Genomic DNA, 23,614 nt, shown 5'->3' with positions numbered 1-23,614 from the left:
CGCTGGTCGGGCTTAGTGTTTTATGCAATAAATTAAGCTTAAGATTTTTGCATTTGCTGCTGGAAAGTAATTTCAATAAATTCGGCTGGGCGAGTGATCGCAACAAGTACCGTAATCTTTAAAATCCCTTCAAGAATATCTTCACTGGTCATGGTTTCACCCAAACCAACATGCACGCTAAAAGCTTCAGCTGGCGCTGTTCCAGCTAAGCCTCCTTGTTTCCAGATTCCTGTAAGGAAGTTAGAAATCATGCTTTTAATCGTGACCCAAGTTTGTGCATCGTTTGGCTCAAATACATATGCTTTAGCCGCTAGTTTTAGCGATTGTTCGAGCATAATCATGGTGCGGCGCACATTAACGTAACGATAATCCAAGCTATTTCCATCCAGAGTTCGAGCCCCCCAAACTAAGGTTCCTTGACCTATAAATGAGCGGATCGCATTTATCGATTTACCATTGCCATCTACGTTTAAGCTTTCTTGCTCTTCGACGGAAACAATCAAAGCAGGTGAAGTGACGCCAACTACTTCAATATTCGCAGGCGCTTTCCATACACCTTGCATATTGTCGCTCATGGTATACAAACCGGCCATCGCGCCTGATGGAGGCAGCAAATTGAGTTGACTGCAAATTTCTTTAACAAGTGCTGGGTAAGTAATACAAGATGCACGTAAGCCTTTATCAATAACTTCGGGAGTAGGATCGTCATCACCCGTTTCGGTAGCAGTAAGTCCTGCCAACATTTTACCTATAACTGACGAGGCATCAGGCGCACCAAGCTCTGCGTTTATAGCCGCTTGCAATACCGCTTTACCTTCGTCACTTAAAAAGCCGAAGTGAACATCTGAATGACTAAACAAAGTGCTGTTTAGCCATGGGAAATACACTGCGCCAAAATCACCAATCTCTTTATTTGATATTCCAGCTCTAAACGCTGCCACACTATCTTCTTCGTCTTGAAAACCGTTATGAACATCTAACAGAGCAATACGGCTGCGCATTTTACTGCCACAATGCATCAGCATTTGCTGCTGCACCGCGTAACAATCGGCAGCTGCAAGACTGACTGCATCAGGAATCACCACCAGGGTAGGCTCTTGCTCTTCAACTAAGGTAGTAATGCCAGCTAACATTGCGTCTTTAGCCAAGTCTGTCGTGTAATCACCAACCGATACGATGTAGCAAGGACCGCCGCCATTTAAGAAAAACATCTGCATACTTTGGTACAAACGATACTTATTGCCGCTTGCTGCAACCGTATAGTGCTTGTCATCTAAAGACATATCTGCGCTTGCGGCGTCAGCGGCTTGTGCAAAATCAAACTGCAAACTAGCTCCAAAGCCAAAAACACTTTGAAACTCAGCCATAGAGCTTATCCGAATAGATTTGTTTAGTACTGACTTGTTATTTTTACTGGCGGTTTGGGTATAGCCGATAAATGCCGGTACTGCAGTTGCTACCTCCACGACTGAATTTGGAAACGCATTTTTTTCAACAATATACACACCGGGAGTTTTTATGTTTCTCATGCCGTTTTCCTCTTATAGAGCCACTAATATTTCTGAGGCTTTGGTCTTCTTTGCTGCGTCGAGGTAGATATAACAAACCAAGAAAACTACGCATACTCAAAACATCTTAGTCACATGCTCCTCAGCCGGAGGGATAAATTTGCTGGTACGATGATAACGCTCTCCATCAAACGACAACCACCCGAGCTTAGTAAGAGCACGTAGATCACGGCTCACTAGTGGCTTAGCAAATGCTGGTTCGAGCTGCTCACATCGCCATTCAGCTATATGTGAACTTGTTTTACTGTGATAACTCAGCTCTTCTGGATACTGATCCAGCGCTTGCAACCACCAGAGTTGATGAACATTAATTCCCAATTGGCGCGCTCGTTTTACTTCTTGAGGGTGACTCTCTGCCTCTAATACTAGCTTCTGGACTTCTTGGCGGAGCATCGTTTGCACAAAACCTTTACTATATTCAGCCATCAATGGGATTAGTTCTGCCCAACTAACTTGCAACTCTCGAGTAACCAAAGACAAATACAAGGTTCTTTCAGCAGTTTCAAAAATTTGCCAACTGCCGGTTGGAGATAGCTTACAAGTTGGAGCGGGTAAGGTTTTAGGTTTAGCCACTATAAAACAATCGAACACCTGCCAAGCACTGCCATTCCAATTGGCCATCAGCCGCATATTAGTGCTAAGAAAACTATTTACTCCCCACCTAATCAAGCTACCCCTCCCGTTTATAGAAATGAAAAATTAGCGACATCGTAAGACTATTGTTGTTCAAGTACGCGTTAAAACATCAACCATTCTGTCCACTTAAGAGCTCGGCTTTAGCCAATCATTAGCGCCTTTTTGGCTATTAAGCAGCTGCTGGCAGAGTTTTTTCAAACGTAATGGGCGTAGTGGTTTACTTAAGTAGGCAAAGCCTTGAGCGCGTACGCGATCGATTAGATCAGTTTGCCTATCGGCGCTAATAACTATGCCATGACAAGAGAGTTGGCCTTGATGAATTAAGCGCTGCAGCGCTTCTAATCCGGTTTTGTCATAGTCGAGATGATAATCACTAAGAATTAATTCTGGCACCCAACCGCCCTCTATTACCTCTGCGGCGGTATCAGCATCTTCACAGCAAATCACTTCGTAGCCCCAACGGCTTAGCAGACTTTCCATGCCGGCAAGAATGTCGGGCTCATTATCAATACAGAGTACTTTTGCGCCTTGAGTAGTGCTAATGGGAGCACCTTCTAATTGCTTAGCTTTATAGATATTGGCTGCTTCAACCACAGGAACAGTAACGTAAAATACCGAGCCTTTGCCAAGTACCGACTCAACACCAATGGGAATTTCCAATAACTCGGCAAAGCCTTGGGCAATTGCTAAACCTAAACCTAAGCCTTCTTCTCGAGCCCGGCCAGACTTTTGTAACTGTTGAAACTCTTCAAAAATTTGCTGCTGTTTGCTTTGCTCAATACCTGGGCCGTTGTCCCATACTTCCAAACGTAAGCTATTGCCTTTGCGACGCGCCCCCAATAAAACCTTACCTTTAGGGTTGTAACGTAATGCATTGGTGAGAAAGTTCTGCAAAATGCGGCGTAATAATTTACTGTCGCTGCTTACGGTAAGCTTGCTGGTATGTAACTTGAGCTCCACCGCTTGTTGCTGGGCTAAGGGGATAAATTCGGCATGAATATGGTCAAGCAAATGGCCTATTTCAAACTGCTCTTTACTCACCACCACGCGGCCTGACTCAAGACGCGAAATATCTAGCAAATCACTAATGATTTCCTCGGCAGAATACAGCGACTTATCGATGCTCGCAGCCAAAAACTTGGTGTCGTTTTCTAAGTCGGCCTCAAGCAAAGAGCCAGCAAACAGCTTAGCGGCATTTAACGGCTGCATAAGGTCGTGGCTTACCGCCGCCAAAAAGCGCGTTTTAGATTGGTTAGCTTGCTCGGCGGCATGGGTAGCATGCACTAATTGTTGGTTAATAGACGATAACTGTTGAGTACGCTGCGCAACTCGCGCCTCAAGAATTTCGTTAGCTTGCTTGAGCATGTCTTCTGCTTGGCGAAAGGTGGTAATGTCACTAAAGGTCATTACATAGCCACCATTTGGCATCGGGTTACCTTGCACTTGGATCACTCGACCATCACGCCTGATCCGTGAAGATGTGTGGCTATTGCCACGACGCAAATGCTCTACCCTACGTTCTACATGTTCTTCAATATCACCCGGACCACACAAACCATTAATAGCATTATGGCGAATCAGATCTTCAATCGGCCGACCTACTGCAATCATGCCATTAGGAAAATCAAATAGCTCGGTATAACGGCGATTCCACGACACCAATTTTAACTCTTTATCTACAATGGCAATGCCTTGATCAATGTGCTCAATGGCACCTTGTAGCAAGTGTTTATTAAACTGCAGTAGCTCCGAAGCTTCTTCGGCTATCGAGGCAAACTCTTCAAGTTGAACTTGCTTACCTTGCAGGGCAGAACCCAGCACTAAACGCGCCGACGATGAACCAAATACCCCACCTAACATGCGTTCCGTTTCGGCAATCAGCTCCACCGGTGCTTGTTGATTAGGGCTAAGGTCCAGATCTCGAGAGCTCGCATATTTACCAAATGCCTCGCTTATGCGTTGAGTCCCCAAAAAGCGTGATGCCAGCATGTGAAGCTCTTCTACGCTCACCTTTGATTGGTATAGAGCACCGGCATCATCACTTTTACCAGTTTGGCCAACAAAGTTACTGGCTTGCAACCATTCGGAAACGGCTGGGCTAGATAACTTAGACACCAATAAATACGCCAACAGGTTACCCAACAAACTAAGCACAATGCCCCAGTTTTCATTGGAGATCAGCGCGTGACCAGCAAGTTGCGGCGCAGTCAGCCAATCGGCAATCCATTGGTTAAAAATCAAGGGATTTAGGCCATCAGTCATATTGAGTAAATTGAGTAGCCATAAGCTCATGCCCACTAACAAACCAGCATAAACGCCGGTTCGATTGCCTTCTCGCCAGTACAAACCAAAGATAAGTGGAATCGCTAATTGAGCGATTGCAGCAAAAGATAAGAAGCCAATGTCAGCAAGGTTTGTTAGCTCGCCCAACATCAAGAAGGTGCCCCAAGCTAGCAACAGAATCACCAAAATGGTGGTGCGACGGACATTAAGCAGTAGTTCGCTAAACTGAGCAAAATTGCGACGGCTCAAACCGCCTTGTTTTAGCAGCAGTGGTAACACTAGGTCATTGCTAACCATAATGGCTAAAGCAATGGTAGACACCACCACCATGCCACTGGCGGCGGAGGTTCCACCTAAAAATGCCACCATTCCTAACCAATCATGCCCTGCCGCAAGCGGTAAACTAATCACATAGTTATCGGCGGGCGTATTCGCTGGCAATAAAACATCACCAGCAAAAGCGATGGGTAATACAAAAATCGCCAGCAACACCAAATAGGCAGGAAATAGCCAACGCGCGGTTTTTAAATCATTAACTTGGTTGTTTTCTACCACGGTTACATGAAATTGGCGGGGTAAACAAATAACTGCCGACATCGCTAACAGCGTGGCAATTACCAAATCTGTCACATCGGCAACGCTAATCTCTTGCCATTTAAAGCTAAAGGACTCACTTACCGCTTGCTGGGCGCTAAGCGGCAAATCCCACAATATCGATACCGCTAGCAAACCCACACAAACAAAGGCCACCAGCTTAACCAGCGACTCAAAAGCAATCGCTACAATCACCCCACGGTGATGCTCTGTGGCATCAATATGGCGAGTGCCAAATAACATGGTGAATATCGCCAAGGCGATACTCACAAACAAGGCGATTTGCGAGCTACTGCCTTTACCCACTGCTTCTCGCATTGCATCGCCGCCAAACAAGTCTAAACCCATCACAATGGCGCGTAATTGCAATGCGATATACGGCAATACACCAATAATACAAATAAGTGAAATAACTACCGCTAAGGTTTGTGACTTACCATAACGTGCTGCGATAAAGTCGGCAATTGTTGTGATGTGTTCGCGTTTAGCGATTAACACCACTCTGGCGAGTAGTTTCCAACCAAACAGAAATAGCAATACCGGACCAAGGTAAATGGGAATAAAAGATAAGAAGTTCTCGCTGGCTTGGCCCACGGTGCCGTAAAAGGTCCACGAGGTACAATAAACAGCAATAGAAAAGCTATAAAAAGCCGGTTGCCAGCGCAAACGGGCACTGGCATTTTGATCGGTAAAATAGGCGATCACAAATAGCAAACCCAAGTACGCCAACGACAGCGGGATAACTAACCAGCCCTCACTTACTATTTGCATCTATTCTTTCTATCCTTGTGATCACTAAGCCATTTAATACAAGGCTTAACCCAGCCTTCACTATCAGCAACTAGAACAACATCCATTTTCTATCTGCCTACAAACATTGATTTACTGCTGATTTTATCTGCAGCTCGTTCACTTAGCTTACGCTAGCAAAAAAGATTGTCGATAACTGTGATTAATACAAAGAGTTATCAAACTATTACTAGGGTCTGTTGATCTTTGCTGTTGATCTTTGCTGATGGTTTTTGCAGCAGTTTATTAGCCATTTAGGCAAGGCAGTGAGTGAGCAGTAAGGTGGGCTTAATAACCACTCGCTAACGCTGAATAAATGGCTAAGGAATGCTGCCCAAAGGGTTCGGATAAGCGAGCTTTACTCTTTGTTAAGCACTTCTTGCTTAGCCCACTAGGCTTCTAAGTGCTCGCCGCGATTAAAGCCCGCTTATCTCGAACAAAATTTCAACACCAAAGATCAACAGACCCTAGGAAAGCAGGGAATTTAGACTTAACAAAACTGCATTTTCTAGCTGCCAAAATCCGCTTAAGGCCGCGTTTAGACTAAAGTCGTCTAGGTTCGCTAAGCAAAAAATATCATGCTAAATGCGGATAAATACCTGAGTTAAACACGACTAGGTGAGGCAATGAGTACCGACTTTAATTTTCAGCACCCGCCCTTTGATCAGCTTGAGCCCAAGCAGCGTGAACTGGTGTCTAGCAATCTAGACATTCACTACTTTCAAAGCCAGCAAAAAATAGTTACAGCGGGCGCGCAGGCCTCCAGTTTGTTCATAATTATTAAAGGCCAAGTTGAAGAGCGCGCCGACAATAATGATGAGGTATTTGCCCACTACACGCTAGAAGACTGGTTTGATGTACGCTCGCAATTTGGCGGCTATGCAAAACATGACTACATCGCCCTAGAAGAAACCCTTTGTTACGCCCTGCCTAGCCAAATCTTTCGCCGCTTAGTGAGTGAAAACAGCGATTTTGGTGACTATTTTCAGCGTGACTTAGCCACCCGTCACCAACTGGTAGAGTCTCGCGAAGGCAATAAGAACTTGGCAGAATTCATCCTCACCACCATTGATGAACGCAACGTACAACCCGCAGTGGTCATTGAAGGAGAGACCTCGCTGCAGCAAGCCACCCTAATTATGCGCGAGCAAAAGCTGGAGTCATTACTGGTCAATCACGACGGCTGCTTTGGCATGCTAACAGGTACCGACTTACTCCATGCTGCGGTACTGGTGCAGCAATCTCTCGATACTCCGGTTTGCCAGCTAGCCAACTTCAACTTAATCAGTGTGAATAAAGGCGACTTTTTGTTTAACGCCATGCTGTTAATGACGCGCAACAGCATCGAGCGGGTGGTGGTAAAAGACCAGCAAAAGATCATTGGCATACTGGAGATGGCGCATCTGCTTAGCTTGTTCTCGACCCACTCTCACGTATTGGCTTTACGCATTGCTCGCGCCTCAAGTATTGAAGAACTCAGCGAAGCGGCACACACCCTCAATAAACTGGTAGAAAACCTCTGCAATAACGGCATTCGCACCTTATTTATTATGAAGTTGCTCGCTACCATGAATGAGCAAATTATTAGCCGAGTGTTTGAACTGAGCATCCCACACCAACATCACAACCACATATGTTTGATGGTGATGGGCAGTGAAGGTCGTGGCGAGCAAATCGTTAAAACCGACCAAGATAACGGCTTAGTCATCGAAGATGGATACGATTGGCCAGAGCGACAACAGCAACTAAATCAGTTTAGCGAATACCTACTCGAGTTAGGTTACCCGCCTTGCCCCGGCAACATAATGGTGAACAACCCAGATTGGGTGCAGCAACAAAGCCAATGGAGTAAAACCATTGCCAATTGGATAGAAACCGGCCACGGCGATGCCATGATGAACCTCGCCATAGTATTAGATGCCCACGCCATTGCGGGTAATAAAAGCCTACTGCGTAGATTACGCAAAGATCTAATGGCACAAATGGCTAATCGCAGCGTTACCTTGGCGTTTTTTGCTCAGCCAGCCTTAAAGTTTCATACCCCACTCACCATGTTTGGCAATATTAAATCCAAACAAGCAGGCTTAGATATCAAGAAAGGCGGGATTTTTCCTATTGTGCATGGGGTACGCGCCCTAGCCTTAGAACATGCAATTAGCGCGACCAATACCCTAGAGCGCATAGAACAGCTCGCCTCATTAAAAGTGATAGACGAGGACAGTGCAGCTAACCTTAAAGAAGCACTATTGCTGTTTTTTAAACTGCGTATTCAACAGCTATTCCCGGCTGAAGAGGGCCAAGACTATCACGTACTTAAGCTAGACAAGTTAAATCACAGTCAGCGAGATTTATTACGCCATGGCTTACACGTAGTGAAAAAGTTTAAGCAGCTATTAGCGCTACACTTTAATATTCGCGATTACTAGGCGGTTAAATGTTGCAGCGTTTGCTTTACCAACGAAAATATAAAGACAGCGAATTCGCCACGTTGTTTGCCCCTTATCGCGGTAAAGAATACGTAGCATTAGATCTAGAAACCACCAGCTTAGACACCAAACTGGCCGATATCGTCTCAATGGGTGCGGTCATCATCAGTGAAAATCGTATTTTGGCCAGCCAGTGTTTTGATATAAAAATTCGCGCTACCGATAAACTTGCTGGCGACTCAATTAAAGTACATCGCCTTCGCCACAGTGATTTAGCCCAAGCCTGCAGCATTGAAGAGGCTTTGCCAAAACTGCTGCAGTTTATTGGCGCTCGGCCAATCGTGGGTTACAACATTGGCTACGACCAACGGATTTTAAATCGCCATTGCAAACAACGTTATGGTTTCAAATTGGTGAACCCACTCATCGATGTAGGTCGAATGTTTGCCGACAAAGTACATGTAGACCACGTGGGTATAAGCCCCAACCAAGACTTAGTGCATATATGTCAAAGTTTAGGTATTCCGCTATCTGGCCGCCATCAAGCAATTGACGACGCCATAACTGCAGCGATGATATATTTGCGATTACAACTGGGCCCAAGGCCAACCAGTGCGCTGCCTCAAGCCATATCGGCTTAACCACCCTGTTGATAAAATAAACGCTAGTATGAATGGGATTTCATCGTTCAATTAAGCTATAAGCGCTTAATCACAGCTCTGTGATTTGCCAAGAAAAGCCGCTAGTTCCAAGCATATTTTAAGGCTACATTAGCCTTAGTTTTCTCCAGTTTGGAAGGTTAAATGAAAAAACTCGCCCTATTAGTTTTACTTGCCAGTTCAGTCTCTTACTCCGCCTTTGCAGAGCAGCCAAACCAAGATACCTTGGCTCAAACCGGTGCGCTAAACAGCAGTAAAACGCCGCTATTTGGCGCCGAAGTTTACAGCAACGACAAAGTGCTTTACGGCAAATTTGTGGTACGCATGAAGTTAGTATCCGAGCCCGGAGTAGTTTCGTCGTTTTTCACTTACGACAACGAATCTTGGCAAGGCAATGGCATTCCGTGGAGCGAAATAGACTTCGAAGCCATTGGTAAAACGCCTCATCAGCTGCAAACCAACCTCATCACTGGCCAAGCCAATAAACGCAAACACAGCGAAAAGAAACACAAAGTTCCACAGCTAGAAGAGTTTGTTGAATACGCCATTACCTGGACACCAAACGAGATTATTTGGGATGTTGATGGCGAAACAATCCGACACGACACCGCCGAAAATTCAAAGCAAGTTATCGCCATGCGCGACATTCCACAAAGCTACCGCATGAACATTTGGATTTCGGAAGCCATTGGCTGGGTAGGTCGCTTTAAAGCCAGTAGCTTGCCACTTCACCAAGTTGTAGATTGGATTGAGTATCACGAATACCAAGATAACGGAGAGTTTGCCTTAACTTGGCGTGACGATTTTGACAACTTTGACCAAAAGCGCTGGGGCAAAGGCGATTGGGGCTTTGAGTCAAACTTAGTCACCTTCTCACCGAACAATGCCAACATTGTTAACGGTAAGCTAGTTCTTAGCCTAAGCGCCGAAGGCATGGATTTAGACTACAGCGAGTAACTCAATCAAGGATCCCAGCCAACTAGCTGGGATTCTTTAAAAACTAGTTAACCTGAACCAGGGATAAGGAAGACTTTGCCCCCAAGTACTTAATCTAGTGTCATGTTTCTGGCGAGCTCAGCTTAGTTATATTGAGTCTCACTGGTTCTATCAAACACCTCACCTTGAGTGTTATCAACAGTGAGTTTAATTCTGCCAGTATTGTAGCGGGTAATCATAACCTTTGAGTTGGTCTTCAAAGCCACTTCATCGGCTTGAGTTATTTCCATCACCTCACCTGAGTTAGACTCCACCAAGTACTGAAAAGCCTCTATCTCTTTATTATTGTTGGCTTCAATTGCCGCACCCACTAAACCAATTACCGCTAACGCCGCTCCCGCATCTCGTGCGTTTTCACTACGCCCTGCACCAGCCATAAGACCACCAGCAGTCGCGACAGCGAGTCCAGTATGTAGGCCTTGCTTATCTATATCAGAGGTTTTTACTCTTACCTGCTTAACACTAAGAACCACTGCTCGTGTCACCTGAACCGCACTTTCATCAGAGTTATGTACATCTGGATCATAACGATCGGCCATACTTGAGCACGCGCTGGTAACAATAACCATGGCAATGACGAGAAGTTTTTTCATAGTGTTTCCCATTTGAGCTTGTTAAAAAACCCAAATGTACCCGCACTTGAACAAGTTATTAAACGAACACCTTTAAGCGAAACTAACAGCTGAATCCGTTTCCCTTAGCTGCAAAAACCACCAAAGCAAAATAGCGTTAATTAGGAAGTGTTGCTTTAGCTCGCAAATTAATCCAACACAGGCCGTGAGCCGCCTCTCAGTTTCATCGCGCAACATAAAAAATCACTTTGATTAATAAAGCATTTTACTATTCTTCACAAATAATTAACCAAAAGTCTAATTGTCGACAACCTGTGTCAGTGCGAGTCTAGATTAAAATCCGAGACGTCAATGACGATATCCCGCCTCACATCGAGGAAGCAAGGAGAGGAAGATGAGTGAACAAAAGCTGTACCCCGTTAAAGCTAACATTGCAGACAACTGCTTACTAAACGATCAGCAATATCTAGATATGTATCAAGAATCTATCACCCAGCCTGATCAGTTTTGGGGGAAGCACGGTAGCGAGTTACTCGATTGGATCCAGCCTTATACTAAAGTAAAAAACACCTCATACGACCCTGGTCATGTGAGCATCAAATGGTTTGAAGATGGCCTGCTAAACGTAAGTGCCAACTGTATTGACCGTCATCTTCAAGAGCGCGGTGACGAGGTAGCAATTATTTGGGAAGGCGACAACCCAGAAGAAGACAGCAAACTCACTTACAACGAACTGTACCAACAAGTTTGTAAGTTCTCTAACGCGCTTAAACAGCAAGGCGTTAAAAAAGGTGAAGTAGTATGTTTGTACATGCCAATGGTACCAGAAGCAGCTGTGGCCATGCTGGCTTGTACCCGTATTGGCGCGGTGCACTCGATTGTATTTGGCGGCTTCTCTCCAGAAGCACTAGCGGGTCGCATTATTGATTCAAATTCTAAATACGTGATTACTGCCGACGAAGGTGTTCGTGGCGGGCGTGGCGTACCACTTAAAGCCAACGTAGACCAAGCCTTAGAAAACCCAGACTGTGAGTTTGTTAAAAGTGTTGTGGTACTAAAACGTACCGGCGGTGAAGTAAACTGGAATGCCAACCGCGATGTATGGTGGCACGACATTACCGAAAACCAAGCGGCCGATTGTCCGCCAGAACCAATGAATGCCGAAGACCCGCTGTTCATCCTTTATACCTCTGGCTCCACCGGCAAACCTAAAGGCGTATTACATACCACGGGTGGTTACCTGCTTTACGCCACAATGACCTTTAGGTATGTATTCGATTATCATCCAGGCGACATATACTGGTGTACCGCCGATGTCGGTTGGATTACTGGCCACAGTTACTTGGTATACGGGCCATTAGCCAATGGTGCGACCACCATCTTGTTTGAAGGTGTGCCTAACTACCCTACCTCAGCACGTATGAGCGAAGTATGTGACAAACACCAAGTGACGATTTTATACACGGCTCCAACCGCTATTCGCGCCCTAATGGCGCAAGGTGATGCCGCCGTGCAAGGTACCAGCCGCAGTAGCCTGCGGATTATGGGCTCGGTAGGTGAACCGATTAACCCGGAAGCGTGGGAATGGTATTACCGCACCATTGGTGACGAGCGCTGTCCAATTGTAGACACTTGGTGGCAAACCGAAACCGGCGGTATTTTAATTACTCCGCTACCAGGAGCAACCGCACTTAAACCTGGCTCGGCAACTCGCCCATTCTTTGGCGTGCAACCAGCCCTAGTAGATAACGAAGGTAATGTGCTAGAAGGCGCTGCCGAAGGTAACCTGATTATTAAAGACAGCTGGCCAGGACAAATGCGCACCGTTTATGGTGACCACGAGCGTTTTGAGCAAACCTACTTTTCAACCTTCCCTGGAACCTACACCACCGGAGACGGCGCTCGCCGCGATGAAGATGGCTACTTCTGGATTACCGGTCGCGTAGATGACGTACTAAATGTAAGTGGCCACCGCATGGGTACCGCCGAAATTGAAAGCGCACTGGTTGCCCACCCTAAAATTTCAGAGGCTGCAGTGGTAGGTGTTCCTCATGAAATTAAAGGCCAAGGCATATATGCTTACATCACCCTTAATGCCGGTGAAGAGGCCAGCGCTGAACTACATAAAGAAGTGAAAGCCTGGGTACGTAAAGAGATTGGTCCAATTGCCACACCGGACATTTTACACTGGGCAGAGGCTTTACCTAAAACCCGTTCAGGCAAAATTATGCGCCGTATTTTGCGTAAGATTGCCACCAACGAGACCGACTCTCTAGGTGATACTTCGACCCTAGCGGATCCATCGGTGGTTGATAAGCTGATAGAAGAAAAATCGAATGCAGCTTAACTGCTAAAACCAAAAAGCCGCTTTAGTTAGCGGCTTTTTTCTGACCAAAATTATGCAACTTGGTATCTATCTGTATCCAAAAGTTAACAGCAAGCTTAAAAAATCGTTTAACCAGATCAAGAATTTCGTCATCAATTACCGATACACTATTAAGCAATTTCACATCACCACGCTAACTTCTGAACAAGGATGAGAAGAAGATGATTAATGTACTTAAAAGCCTAGTGCTTTGCGGTTTTATAGGTCTATTGTCACAAGCTCACGCTTCAGAGCGCTCCGACCTTGCTTGGCAAAGTGTAGAGCAGCAACACGCAATACTCATTGATGTTCGCAGCGAAGGAGAGTTTAGCCAAGGGCACTTGAGTAACGCACAAAACATTCCGCACACCGTGATTGCCCAGCAGATCACCGCCATCACCAAAGATAAAAGCCAGCCTATCGTGGTTTATTGTCGTTCGGGTAATCGTTCTGGTTACGCCTTACAAGTATTACAAGCTATGGGTTACCAGCAGGTGGTAAACGGTGGCGGCTTAAAGGAAATGCTCGCCTCAAAGAGTCATTGAACACCCAATACAAAAACGCCGCTACATAATCTGTAACGGCGCTTTAGAGTAATTGCCACTGTCTGTGTTACTTAGCAGCCAATATATCAGCGTCTAGCGCCAGCGGCTCGGCTTGCTCACTGGTTTTAGGGTTACGTTTTGCAAGCAAGTAGTAAAATAGTGGGGTAAGTAGCAATCCAAAAATGGTAACCCCAATCATGCCAGAGAACACCGCCACGCCCATAGCTTGACGCATCTCTGCCCCTTCACCAGTAGAAAACACCATTGGCACAACCCCCATAATAAAGGCGATAGAGGTCATTAGAATTGGCCGTAAACGTAAGCGTGAAGCTTCTAATACCGCTTCCATAACTGTGCGACCTTGGTCTTGTAACTCCTTAGCAAACTCGACAATTAAAATGGCATTCTTGGTAGCCAAGCCTACCAATACAATCAAACCAATTTGAGTGAAGATGTTGTTGTCTCCACCCCAAAGCAATACCCCACTAATGGCCGATAACAAGGTCATAGGAATGATTAAAATAATCGCCATTGGCAAACGCAAGCTCTCGTACTGAGCAGCTAACACCATAAATACCAAAATAATCACCAAGGGATAAATCAGCATTGCAGTATTACCCGACAGCTTTTGTTGATAGGTAAGCTCGGTCCACTCAAAGGTCATGCCGATGGGCAAAGTTTCCGCCAAAATCTGCTCGATGGCAGCCTGCGCTTCACCGGAGCTATAACCCGGCGCTGGCCCACCATTGATCTCGGCAGTGGTATAGCCGTTGTAGTGCATCACTCGGTCTGGGCCCGCCACATAAGAGACATCAACAAAGGAGCCTAGCGGGATCATCGCACCATCGGCATTTCTCACCTTAAGTTGGCTAATTTGCTCTGGCGATTGCCTAAAGGACTCATCGGCTTGAATGTTCACCTGATAAGTTCTGCCAAACTTATTAAAGTCATTTACATAGGTTGACCCCATGTAAGCTTGCAAGGTAGAAAATACTTCATCTATCGCCACCCCTTGTTGCATGGCTTTGGTTCTATCCAAATCCAAATCAAGCTGCGGCACATTTACTTGGTAACTAGAGAAAATGCCAGTAAGTGCCGGTGTTGCCCAAGCTTTTTGCATCACTTGCATGGTGACATTGGCCAACTCTTCATAACCAAGGTTTGCGCGGTCTTGGATTTGCAATCTAAAGCCGCCAATAGTGCCTAACCCCTGCACCGGCGGTGGTGGGAATATCGCAATAAAGGCTTCTTGAATACCAGCAAACTGTTGGTTAAGCGCACCAGCGATGGCATTAGCCGAAAGGCTAGGGTCTTGGCGTTGGTCAAAATCGGCCAAAGGTGTAAACAAAATCGCGCTGTTTGGGCTGTTGGTAAAGCCGTTAATGCTTAAGCCAGGAAACGCCACAGCGTGTTCAACCCCAGGTTGTGCCAAGGCAATCTCAGACATTTTTTTCACTACCGCTTCGGTGCGCTCTAAAGAGGCAGCATCAGGCAACTGAGCAAACGCCACTAAGTATTGTTTGTCTTGCCCTGGCACATAGCCAGTAGGAGTGGTGTCAAATTGATAAGCCGTAAGCCCTAATAAACCCACATAAATAATGCCTACCAAAGCCGACAAGCGAATTGTCTTTTTGATGATGCCGCCATATACATTGGCACCTTTATTGAATAAGCGGTTAAACGGCACAAATATAAACCTGCCAAACAAGCTGTCCATAATGCGAGTTAAACGGTCTTTCGGTTCGTCGTGACCTTTTAGCAACAAAGCAGACAAAGCAGGACTCAAGGTTAATGAGTTAATCGCTGAAATAAAGGTAGAGATAGTAATGGTTAAGGCAAACTGCTTGTAAAACTGTCCGGTTAAGCCAGACATAAAAGCAGTAGGAATAAACACTGCCGCCAATACTAAGGTAGTTGCCACAATTGGCCCCGTCACCTCTTTCATGGCGCGCTGGGTAGCCGCTACCGGGCTTAAACCTTCAGCAATATTTCGCTCTACGTTCTCCACCACCACAATGGCATCATCCACCACAATACCAATCGCCAATACCAAACCAAATAACGACAAGGCATTGAGCGAGAAACCCATAAGGTGCATAAAGGCAAAGGTACCGACTAAAGAAACCGGTACTGCCACTAATGGAATGATAGAAGCGCGCCAAGTTTGTAGGAACAGCACCACCACTAATACCACTAGTAGTACCGCTTCAAACAAGGTTTTAACTACCGCTTCAATAGAGCCACGCACAAACACGGTTGGGTCGTAAACGGTGTCGTAGTTTAGACCTTCCGGAAAGCTTTTCGCTAACTCGGCCATACGCGCACGTACATCTTCAGAGATCTGGATAGCGTTCGAGCCAGATGCTTGAAACACACCAATGGCAATTGCATCCTTGTTGTCGAGTAACGAGCGCAATGCATAGCTGCTAGCACCCAACTCAACCCGAGCAACATCTCGCAAGCGGCTAACTTCGCCTTGCTCGCCCACTTTAATGATGATGTTCTCAAACTCTTCAGTAGTACTTAAGCGCCCCTTCACGTTGATCAAAATCTGAAAATCAGACTCACCGCTAGGCTGTGCGCCCAAACTACCGGCAGCGGCTTGCTGGTTTTGCTCTCTAATTGAGGCGATAATTTGGTTTGGATTTAAACCTAGAGCTGCCACTTTGTTAGGGTCTAGCCAAATTCTTAAGCTGTAATCACCCGCACCAAACAAACGCACAGCACCCACACCTTCAATTCGGGCTAACTCGTCTTTAACATTAAGCGCCGCATAGTTGGACAGGTACAATAAGTCGTAGCGATCTTCTGGTGAACTAAGGTGAACCACCATAGTAAGATCTGGTGATGACTTTTCGGTCACAATACCTAAGCGCTGCACTTCTAAGGGCAAACGCGGTGTGGCGCGATCAACCCGGCTTTGAACCTGCGTTTGAGCTTGGTCGATATCGGTGCCAATGGCAAAAGTAACGGTCAGCGTCATGCGCCCGTCAGAGGTGGCCTGAGAAGACATATACAACATGTCTTCAACACCGTTAATTTCTTGCTCAAGCGGTGAAGCCACGGTTTCGGCAATCACCTTAGGGTTTGCCCCAGGGTAGTTAGCTGTAACTACTACTGTTGGTGGCACCACTTCTGGGTACTCGGTAATGGGTAATTGCCATACGGCAATGGCACCGCCAATAAACATCAGCAGCGATATAACGGCCGCAAAAATCGGCCGTTTAATAAAAAACTGAGAAAACATGGGCGAATCTATCCTTGTTGAACTTACAACTTAGCGTTAAGGCTTAATTGCTGATGTTGTTGGTCAAGTAACTGTTGAGACTCACGCAAGGCAGAAACAACCTCTTCGCTAGCCATCGCGGTGGCAATTGGCGTTACCTGCATCTGCGGCCGTACCCGCTGAATACCGTTAACCACAATTCGCTCTGAACCCGATAAACCTTGGGAAACAATCCGCAAGCCATTAATTCGCTCACCTAATACTACCGGGCGATATTGCACTTGGTTGTTTTCGTCCAATACCAATACAAACTTGTTATTTAGGTCGGTACCGACTGCTTTGTCATCAATTAATACCGCTTGATAAGAACTACTTCCTGCAATTTGTAAACGGGCAAACATACCTGGCAGTAATTCCCCACTAGGATTACCAAAGCTGGCACGTAAACGGATAGTACCGGTGCCGCTGGCAACAGCATTATCGATAAAGTCTATCTGGCCCAAGTGCTTAAATATTTGCTCATCAGCCAAAGCCATTTGCACTACCGCTACAGTTTCTTGCGCGCCTTGCAGCGGCAATACGTTGCTTAACTCTTGGTATTTCAAAAAGCTTTGCTCATCTACATCAAAGTAGGCATGCATATGCTGGGTAGACACAATACGAGTAAGCTGGCTAGCGCCAAGGTTTACATAGTTACCCTCGGTGATTAGCGCGTTAGACACTCGACCGCTAATAGGAGCGCGCACCTCGGTAAAGTCTAAATCCAAGCGAGCTCGCGATAAGGCTGCAGTAATCGATGCCACTGCCGCTGCGCCCTGTTCTCGCGCCGAAAAGCGATTATCTAAAATTTCATCAGAAATGGCGTTTTGCTTATTCAAGGCTTGGGCCCGCTTGTACCCTTTTCGCGCCAGTTCTAAACTACTTTTAGCACTTTGAAGTTCAGCTTCTAGGCGAGCCACTTCGGCGGCAAAAATGCGGCTGTCGATTTTAAACAGCACTTCACCTTTTTCTACCAAGCTACCTTCGTTAAACAGCACTTGTTCGATGTAGCCCGATACTCGCGGCACCACCATCACGGTTTGTGGTGCTTGCAGGCGACCGGTATACACATCGGTTTCGGTAATGCGTTCAAGCAATACTTCGGCTACATCTACACTTGGTGGTGGAGGTGCTTGATTGGTCGCAGCTTCCGGTTTTCCGCAAGCCACTAGGAAAATGCTTAAAGCACTTACTGCGATGAGTTTTGTTAGATCAAAAACTGATGCCATCTTCGTTCCCTCAAGTGATGATAAATTGATATATGGATGATATTTTGTTTTGTACTGGCTGGTATATTAATCACGAAGTATGATCGAGATCAAGATCTTTTTGTACCAAGTGGTATTTAAATATCTAGACAGGTCTGAGTGGCTTAGCTATGATCAGTTTAATGATAAATTGAGGTAGAAAAATGTCCCCCAAGTGCTGTTCTCACATTGGTCGTCCACGCAGCTTTGACGCAAACCAAGCGCTAGAAAAAGCCTTAGAAGTATTTTGGCAAAAAGGCTACGAAGGGGCATCGTTAAATGATTTAACCCAAGCCATGGGCATTAATAAACCCAGTATGTATGCGGCTTTTGGCAATAAAGAACAGTTATTTTTGCAGGCCATAGAGCTTTACGAATCTCGTCCTCAAGCCTATTTCTATCCCGCCCTTGAGCAAGATACCATTTACGACGTAGTGGATTACATGTTGAAAGGTGCAGTGGCCAATTTAAGCGATCCCTCGCAGCCGCAAGGCTGTGTGATTGTGCAAGGTGCTCTGTCGTGTAGTGAGTCTGCAAGCACCATTAAACAAGCCTTGCAGGAACGTCGTGCCCAAGGCAGCGTTGCCTTACAGCAACGTTTCGAGCGCGCCAAAGAAGAAAAAGATCTCACCGCCGATGCCGACCCAGAAGCGCTAGCCCACTACTTGGCAACTGTGTTACAAGGTTTAAATGTTCACTCCACCAATGGCGCAACAGAAAAACAATTGCAGCAAGTCGCTTCACTCACTTTAGACACCTTTAAGCGAGTAAGCAGTGCAAAAATAGCCGCCAGCTTGCAAAGCATGAGTAAATAAGGCGCACCACCAATCCAGCTAGTTGTTATTTGTTGAAGCTGCGCCGATAACGTCCAGGAGAAACCCCAAAGCTTTTCTTAAAGCGATGCGCAAAGGCAAAACCATCTTGGTAACCTAGTTGACTGGCGATCACGTCTATCGACCAGCGGCTTTCGCGCAGCAAATAACTGCCATGCTCCAAACGTAAACGGCTTAGATACTGCTTGGGGCTGCATTTAAACTCTTGCTGAAACAAGCGATAGCAGTGCGCTTCCGATACCGACAAACGTTGCGCCATCTCGGCTACTGTCCATGGATAGTGTAAAGAAGAGCGCAATTGCTGCTCTAGTTTGTGCAATGGGCTTGGCTCGGCATTTTTTAGCGGCTTAAGCAACTGCAATAAATAGCGTTTGATAAGTTGGGTTAAGGCCGATTCTACTAGAGGATCTGCCTTGGCTTTAGTTTCCTCATCCAATAACAACTTCATGCACTTATCAATATTTTGACTAGAGTTGATTTTCAATACTTTGGCGTTTTTGGGAAAGCGATACCAACTAATGTCTGAAGAAAACTGAAACCAATTATGCCGCCAAAAGTGGCTAGCCAAGCTGAGCGAGTAATTAACCCCAGCAGGCAAAATAACAAAGTCGTTTGGTCCCAAGCGCTGACTAAACTCTGAAGTATGTAAACTGCCCGCTCCCGCCATAGAAAACAACAAAGTGTGTTCCTGTGGAGCTTTGCGGCTAACAAAGTACTCACCTCGCAAATACGACACCCCAGATAAGTTAATCTGCAATTTAGTTAACTCTGAAAATCGTTCGGTGGTTAAAAAGCGCTCAACACAGGCGGGGCCTATCTCGAACTTATCTTGCCAATGTTGCTCAGCCATAAATGATAGTTTTGAACATATTTTTGATAGCTTCAATTATGTGGAAAGCCCAATATATAAGATAGTATCGCGCCCATAATTATTTACCACCACTTATAACTAGATAGCTTTTATCTGATGCAAGTCACATTTTGAGGTTGTTATGTACGCATCTCCTATTACTTTGAATCGCTCATGGCTAGAGCAGTTCTGGCGCCTAGCTTGGCCAATATCTTTACAAGCAGTATTACTAAGCTTATTAGGCTTAGTAGACGTACTAATGGTTGCCACTTTAGGTGATGCCGAAGTCGCCGCAGTAGGTTATGCCGGTCGCGCATTCTTTGTGGCAATCGTAATCTTAAATGGCTTCTCGACAGCGTGCGCCATTTTAAGTGCGCAACACTGGGGCACTAAAAACTGGACAGCCATTGGCCGCACTGTGGCTTTATCTTTTTATGCTGGACTTATTTTTACCCTGGCAACCTTAGCCTTCATGCTTTTCAGCCCTAGCACCATTATGCAATGGGGCAGCAGCGATGCGCATTTAGTTGCTATTGGCAGCGATTATATTCGCGCAACCGCCTTGATGATTCTGTTCACCTTGCCAGTGATTGTGTTTGAGTCTGCACTACGTGCTAGCGGCAATACCAAGCTGCCGCTGTACATTAGTGTTTTTGCTGTGGTCGCCAATATCGCGCTTAACCAAGTATTAATTTTTGGTTTTGGCTCGATCCCAGCTATGGGTATTGTAGGCGCAGGTGTTGCTACCGTTATCGCACGTTTACTGCAACTCGTTGTATTGTGGGCCAGCCTTTGGTGGCAAAAACACCCATTACTAAAAGTATGTTTAATTGGTTTTTGGCAGTTTAAACAAGCTGAGCTAATCAAATACGCCAAGCTTGCTGTGCCACTAGTGATTAACTTTAGTATTTGGTCGAGCGGTGTATTTGTATTTGCCACCTTGTATGGTCAATTGGGAACGAACGCATTGGCGGCTATGAGCCTAATTAGCCCAATAGAAGGTATCGCCATCTCGTGTTTCATGGGATTCTCAGCAGCTTGCTCAATAATGGTGGGCAACAAATTGGGGGCTAACCAATTTAACCAAGCTTGGGTAGATGCACGCTTAGCCTTGTTAGTTAGCCCTATTGCCGCCATTGGTATTGGTGTTGCTATTTGGTTATTGAGCTATCCTTTATTGAACTTGTTTGGCGCTTTAGAGTCAGAAACTTTGCAACTTGCCCAACAATTAGTGTTAGTGCTGGCAGCCTCTACTTGGCTACGCATTTTTAACATGGTGCTAATTAACGGTATTTTGCGCAGCGGCGGCGACAATAGCTTTTGCTTAATGTCGGATACATTCTGCCAATGGGGTGTGGGTTTAATGCTTACTTCTATTGCCATTTTTGTGTTCGATGTAAGCTTAATCACCGCCTTCTGTATCGCATTAAGTGAAGAAGTATTTAAAGCTATGTTGTGTTTTTGGCGCATGAACCAGAAAAAATGGCTACGTAACCTAACTACCGAGCCTCTCGCCGAAACCAACTGATTAGACCAGAAAAATGCTGCCATTTTCTGCGAAAACCCTATAATTGTCGAAAATGTCGATGACATAGCACATTTATCTTTGATAAATGTGCTAATCTTAAGAAATCGACAAGTTCTATAATTTAAGCTGGTTTTTCAACGAAAATGACTGATAAATTCTCTATTTTGTTACTCAATGGTCCAAATCTAAACTTACTGGGCAAACGTGAACCTGAAGTTTACGGTCACCAGAGTTTAGACGACATTGTTGAACAGCTACGCCAGCAAGCCAATGACCTGGGCGTAAATCTGCAAGATTTCCAATCTAATGTCGAAGGCGAACTTATTAATCGCATTCATCAAGCCATGGGCGAGATCGATTTCATCATCATCAACCCTGCGGCTTTTACTCATACCAGCGTAGCGCTGCGCGACGCGCTATTGGGTGTGAACATTCCGTTTATAGAAATTCACCTATCTAACGTGCATGCACGTGAACCCTTCCGTCATCACTCTTTCCTTGCCGACAAAGCAGAGGGAGTGATATGTGGTTTAGGTAGTCAAGGATATCAATTTGCTTTAACTGCAGCGCTAAACAAGCTGCAGAAATAGCTATTTAATTAACCTAATACGATAAAGAGAGCCCTTATGGATATTCGCAAGATTAAAAAATTAATCGAATTAGTTGAAGAATCTGGTGTTGCTGAACTAGAAATCACCGAAGGTGAAGAGGCAGTACGTATCAGCCGTAACTTCAGCGGTGCAGCTCAAGCCGTATACGCTCCAGCACCTGTTGCAGCTCCAGCCCCAGTTGCTGCAGCTCCAGCCGCAGCACCTGCTGCTCCAGCTGCTAGCGAAGTAGCTTCTGGCCACCAATTACTATCGCCAATGGTAGGTACTTTCTACCGTTCTTCATCTCCAGAAGCGCAACCATTTGTGCAAGAAGGCCAACAAGTTAACGTAGGTGACACCCTATGTATCATTGAAGCCATGAAGATGATGAATCAAATCGACGCCGACAAATCTGGCGTGATTAAAGCCATTTTGGTTGAAGACGGTGACGCCGTTGAGTTTGATGAACCGCTATTCATCATCGAATAAAGAGGCATTTGTATGCTAGATAAAGTAGTTATTGCTAACCGTGGTGAAATTGCCCTGCGTATTTTACGTGCATGTAAAGAGCTAGGCATTAAAACGGTAGCTGTGCACTCAACAGCCGATCGTGACCTTAAACACGTATTGTTAGCCGACGAATCAATTTGTATTGGTAAGCCCGCGGCAACTGAAAGTTACCTAGACATTCCGCGCATTATTGCTGCTGCCGAAGTTACCGATGCCGTGGCCATTCATCCGGGTTATGGTTTCTTATCTGAAAACGCTGAGTTTTCTGAAATAGTAGAGAAAAGCGGGTTTATCTTTATCGGTCCTAAAGCTGAAACCATCCGCATGATGGGTGATAAAGTTGAAGCGATTAAAGCCATGAAAAAAGCCGGTGTACCTTGTGTACCGGGTTCTGATGGCCCACTAGGCAGCGATGAAAAACAAAATGCGGCCATTGCCAAACGCATTGGCTACCCGATTATCATTAAAGCTGCTGGCGGCGGTGGTGGTCGTGGTATGCGCGTTGTTTACAGTGAAGACGAGCTACATACCTCTATCGATTTAACCCGTACCGAGGCTGGCTCATTCTTTGGTAACGACATCGTCTATATGGAGAAATACCTAGAGAACCCTCGCCACGTAGAAGTTCAGGTATTATCAGACGGCCAAGGTGGCGCTATTCACCTAGGTGAACGTGACTGCTCAATGCAACGTCGCCACCAAAAAGTGGTTGAAGAAGCTCCAGCACCAGGCATTACCGAAGACATGCGTCGCAACATTGGTGAACGCTGTACTCGTGCATGTATCGAAATTAACTACCGCGGTGCAGGCACATTCGAGTTCTTGTATGAAAATGGCGAGTTCTACTTCATTGAAATGAACACCCGTATTCAGGTTGAACACCCAGTAACTGAAATGGTTACCGGCATCGACTTAATTAAAGAGCAGTTACGCATTGCTGCTGGACAACCTTTGTCATTTAGCCAAGAGCAAGTGAAGTTAACCGGCCACGCGATTGAGTGTCGTATTAATGCTGAAGATGCGGAAACCTTTATCCCATCTCCAGGTCGCATTAACCGTTTCCACCCACCGGGTGGCATGGGCATTCGTTGGGATTCACATGTATATGCGGGTTACTCAGTTCCGCCTTACTATGACTCGATGATAGGTAAACTAATTACCTACGGAGAGAACCGTGACATCGCCATAGCGCGTATGAAGAACGCCCTTTCTGAGCTGGTGATCGACGGTATTAAAACCAACGTTCCGCTGCAAGAGAAAATTATGCAGGACGAGAACTTCCAGTTTGGTGGAGCGAATATTCACTACCTAGAGAAAAAACTCGGTATGTAATTCGCCAGCTGTTAAAACTAAAAAAG

General features: G+C 45.7%; 17 protein-coding genes. 10 read left to right on the top strand and 7 right to left on the bottom strand.

Annotation, left to right across the window (positions count from 1 at the left end):
* Positions 1-38: 38 nt before the first annotated feature.
* From K5620_RS02535 to K5620_RS02525, 3 genes are all read right to left on the bottom strand, one after another.
* A complete protein-coding gene (locus tag K5620_RS02535; RefSeq protein ID WP_016402049.1) occupies positions 39-1,529 on the bottom strand; it encodes a phage tail sheath family protein in 1,491 nt (496 codons plus the stop codon).
* Between the two features lie 96 nt (positions 1,530-1,625).
* Positions 1,626-2,237 (bottom strand): hypothetical protein, encoded by a 612-nt coding sequence (locus tag K5620_RS02530; protein ID WP_016402050.1) that lies wholly within the window; start codon positions 2,235-2,237, stop codon positions 1,626-1,628.
* Between the two features lie 93 nt (positions 2,238-2,330).
* The gene (locus tag K5620_RS02525) at positions 2,331-5,852 is read right to left on the bottom strand and encodes a hybrid sensor histidine kinase/response regulator (RefSeq protein ID WP_016402051.1); all 3,522 of its coding nucleotides are present in this window, start codon (positions 5,850-5,852) and stop codon (positions 2,331-2,333) included.
* Positions 5,853-6,496: 644 nt separating this feature from the next.
* Here K5620_RS02525 and K5620_RS02520 point away from each other — a divergent pair.
* The 3 genes from K5620_RS02520 to K5620_RS02510 all read left to right on the top strand — a co-directional run bounded on the left by K5620_RS02520 (position 6,497) and on the right by K5620_RS02510 (position 9,912).
* On the top strand, positions 6,497-8,296 hold the full coding sequence (locus K5620_RS02520; protein WP_016402052.1) for a DUF294 nucleotidyltransferase-like domain-containing protein: 1,800 nt from the start codon (positions 6,497-6,499) through the stop codon (positions 8,294-8,296).
* Positions 8,297-8,304: 8 nt separating this feature from the next.
* Positions 8,305-8,937 carry a 3'-5' exonuclease gene (locus tag K5620_RS02515; RefSeq protein WP_016402053.1) on the top strand — a complete coding sequence of 211 codons (633 nt, stop codon included), beginning with the start codon at positions 8,305-8,307 and terminating at the stop codon, positions 8,935-8,937.
* Positions 8,938-9,099: 162 nt separating this feature from the next.
* Positions 9,100-9,912 carry a family 16 glycosylhydrolase gene (locus K5620_RS02510; RefSeq protein WP_016402054.1) on the top strand — a complete coding sequence of 271 codons (813 nt, stop codon included), beginning with the start codon at positions 9,100-9,102 and terminating at the stop codon, positions 9,910-9,912.
* Between the two features lie 122 nt (positions 9,913-10,034).
* Here the strand turns inward: K5620_RS02510 and K5620_RS02505 are convergent, their stop codons facing one another.
* Positions 10,035-10,544 carry a hypothetical protein gene (locus tag K5620_RS02505; RefSeq protein WP_016402055.1) on the bottom strand — a complete coding sequence of 170 codons (510 nt, stop codon included), beginning with the start codon at positions 10,542-10,544 and terminating at the stop codon, positions 10,035-10,037.
* A gap of 373 nt (positions 10,545-10,917) precedes the next feature.
* Between K5620_RS02505 and acs the strand changes: the two genes are divergently transcribed.
* Both acs and K5620_RS02495 read left to right on the top strand, forming a co-directional pair.
* Complete coding sequence (gene acs, locus K5620_RS02500) at positions 10,918-12,870, top strand: acetate--CoA ligase (RefSeq protein WP_016402056.1); 1,953 nt, start codon at positions 10,918-10,920, stop codon at positions 12,868-12,870.
* 200 nt (positions 12,871-13,070) lie between these two features.
* Positions 13,071-13,433 carry a rhodanese-like domain-containing protein gene (locus K5620_RS02495; protein WP_016402058.1) on the top strand — a complete coding sequence of 121 codons (363 nt, stop codon included), beginning with the start codon at positions 13,071-13,073 and terminating at the stop codon, positions 13,431-13,433.
* Between the two features lie 67 nt (positions 13,434-13,500).
* On the opposite strand, the gene K5620_RS02490 is transcribed toward K5620_RS02495, so the two are convergent.
* The gene (locus K5620_RS02490; protein ID WP_016402059.1) at positions 13,501-16,680 is read right to left on the bottom strand and encodes an efflux RND transporter permease subunit; all 3,180 of its coding nucleotides are present in this window, start codon (positions 16,678-16,680) and stop codon (positions 13,501-13,503) included.
* Positions 16,681-16,703: 23 nt separating this feature from the next.
* Positions 16,704-17,927, bottom strand: a complete 1,224-nt coding sequence (locus tag K5620_RS02485; protein WP_016402060.1) for an efflux RND transporter periplasmic adaptor subunit — start codon at positions 17,925-17,927, stop codon at positions 16,704-16,706.
* Positions 17,928-18,109: 182 nt separating this feature from the next.
* Between K5620_RS02485 and K5620_RS02480 the strand changes: the two genes are divergently transcribed.
* On the top strand, positions 18,110-18,760 hold the full coding sequence (locus K5620_RS02480) for a TetR/AcrR family transcriptional regulator (RefSeq protein WP_016402061.1): 651 nt from the start codon (positions 18,110-18,112) through the stop codon (positions 18,758-18,760).
* Between the two features lie 25 nt (positions 18,761-18,785).
* Here K5620_RS02480 and K5620_RS02475 read toward each other — a convergent pair whose 3' ends face one another.
* Positions 18,786-19,628: a helix-turn-helix domain-containing protein gene (locus K5620_RS02475; RefSeq protein ID WP_016402062.1), complete on the bottom strand. Its 843-nt coding sequence runs from the start codon at positions 19,626-19,628 to the stop codon at positions 18,786-18,788.
* Positions 19,629-19,770: 142 nt separating this feature from the next.
* Here K5620_RS02475 and K5620_RS02470 point away from each other — a divergent pair, with 142 nt between their 5' ends.
* The 4 genes from K5620_RS02470 (at position 19,771) to accC (ending at position 23,588) form a co-directional block, all read left to right on the top strand.
* A complete protein-coding gene (locus K5620_RS02470) occupies positions 19,771-21,156 on the top strand; it encodes an MATE family efflux transporter (protein WP_016402063.1) in 1,386 nt (461 codons plus the stop codon).
* A 143-nt stretch (positions 21,157-21,299) separates the two neighbouring features.
* Entirely contained in the window at positions 21,300-21,746 is a 447-nt protein-coding gene (aroQ, locus tag K5620_RS02465) for a type II 3-dehydroquinate dehydratase (protein WP_016402064.1), read from the top strand.
* A gap of 36 nt (positions 21,747-21,782) precedes the next feature.
* Positions 21,783-22,235 carry an acetyl-CoA carboxylase biotin carboxyl carrier protein gene (gene accB / locus K5620_RS02460; RefSeq protein ID WP_016402065.1) on the top strand — a complete coding sequence of 151 codons (453 nt, stop codon included), beginning with the start codon at positions 21,783-21,785 and terminating at the stop codon, positions 22,233-22,235.
* 12 nt (positions 22,236-22,247) lie between these two features.
* Complete coding sequence (accC, locus tag K5620_RS02455) at positions 22,248-23,588, top strand: acetyl-CoA carboxylase biotin carboxylase subunit (protein WP_016402066.1); 1,341 nt, start codon at positions 22,248-22,250, stop codon at positions 23,586-23,588.
* Positions 23,589-23,614 lie beyond the last annotated feature (26 nt).

The sequence above is a fragment of the Agarivorans albus genome, assembly GCF_019670105.1.
GTDB lineage: Bacteria > Pseudomonadota > Gammaproteobacteria > Enterobacterales > Celerinatantimonadaceae > Agarivorans > Agarivorans albus.
Note: the sequence above shows the minus strand (reverse complement) of the source record. Positions and strands in the feature narration are given on the sequence as shown.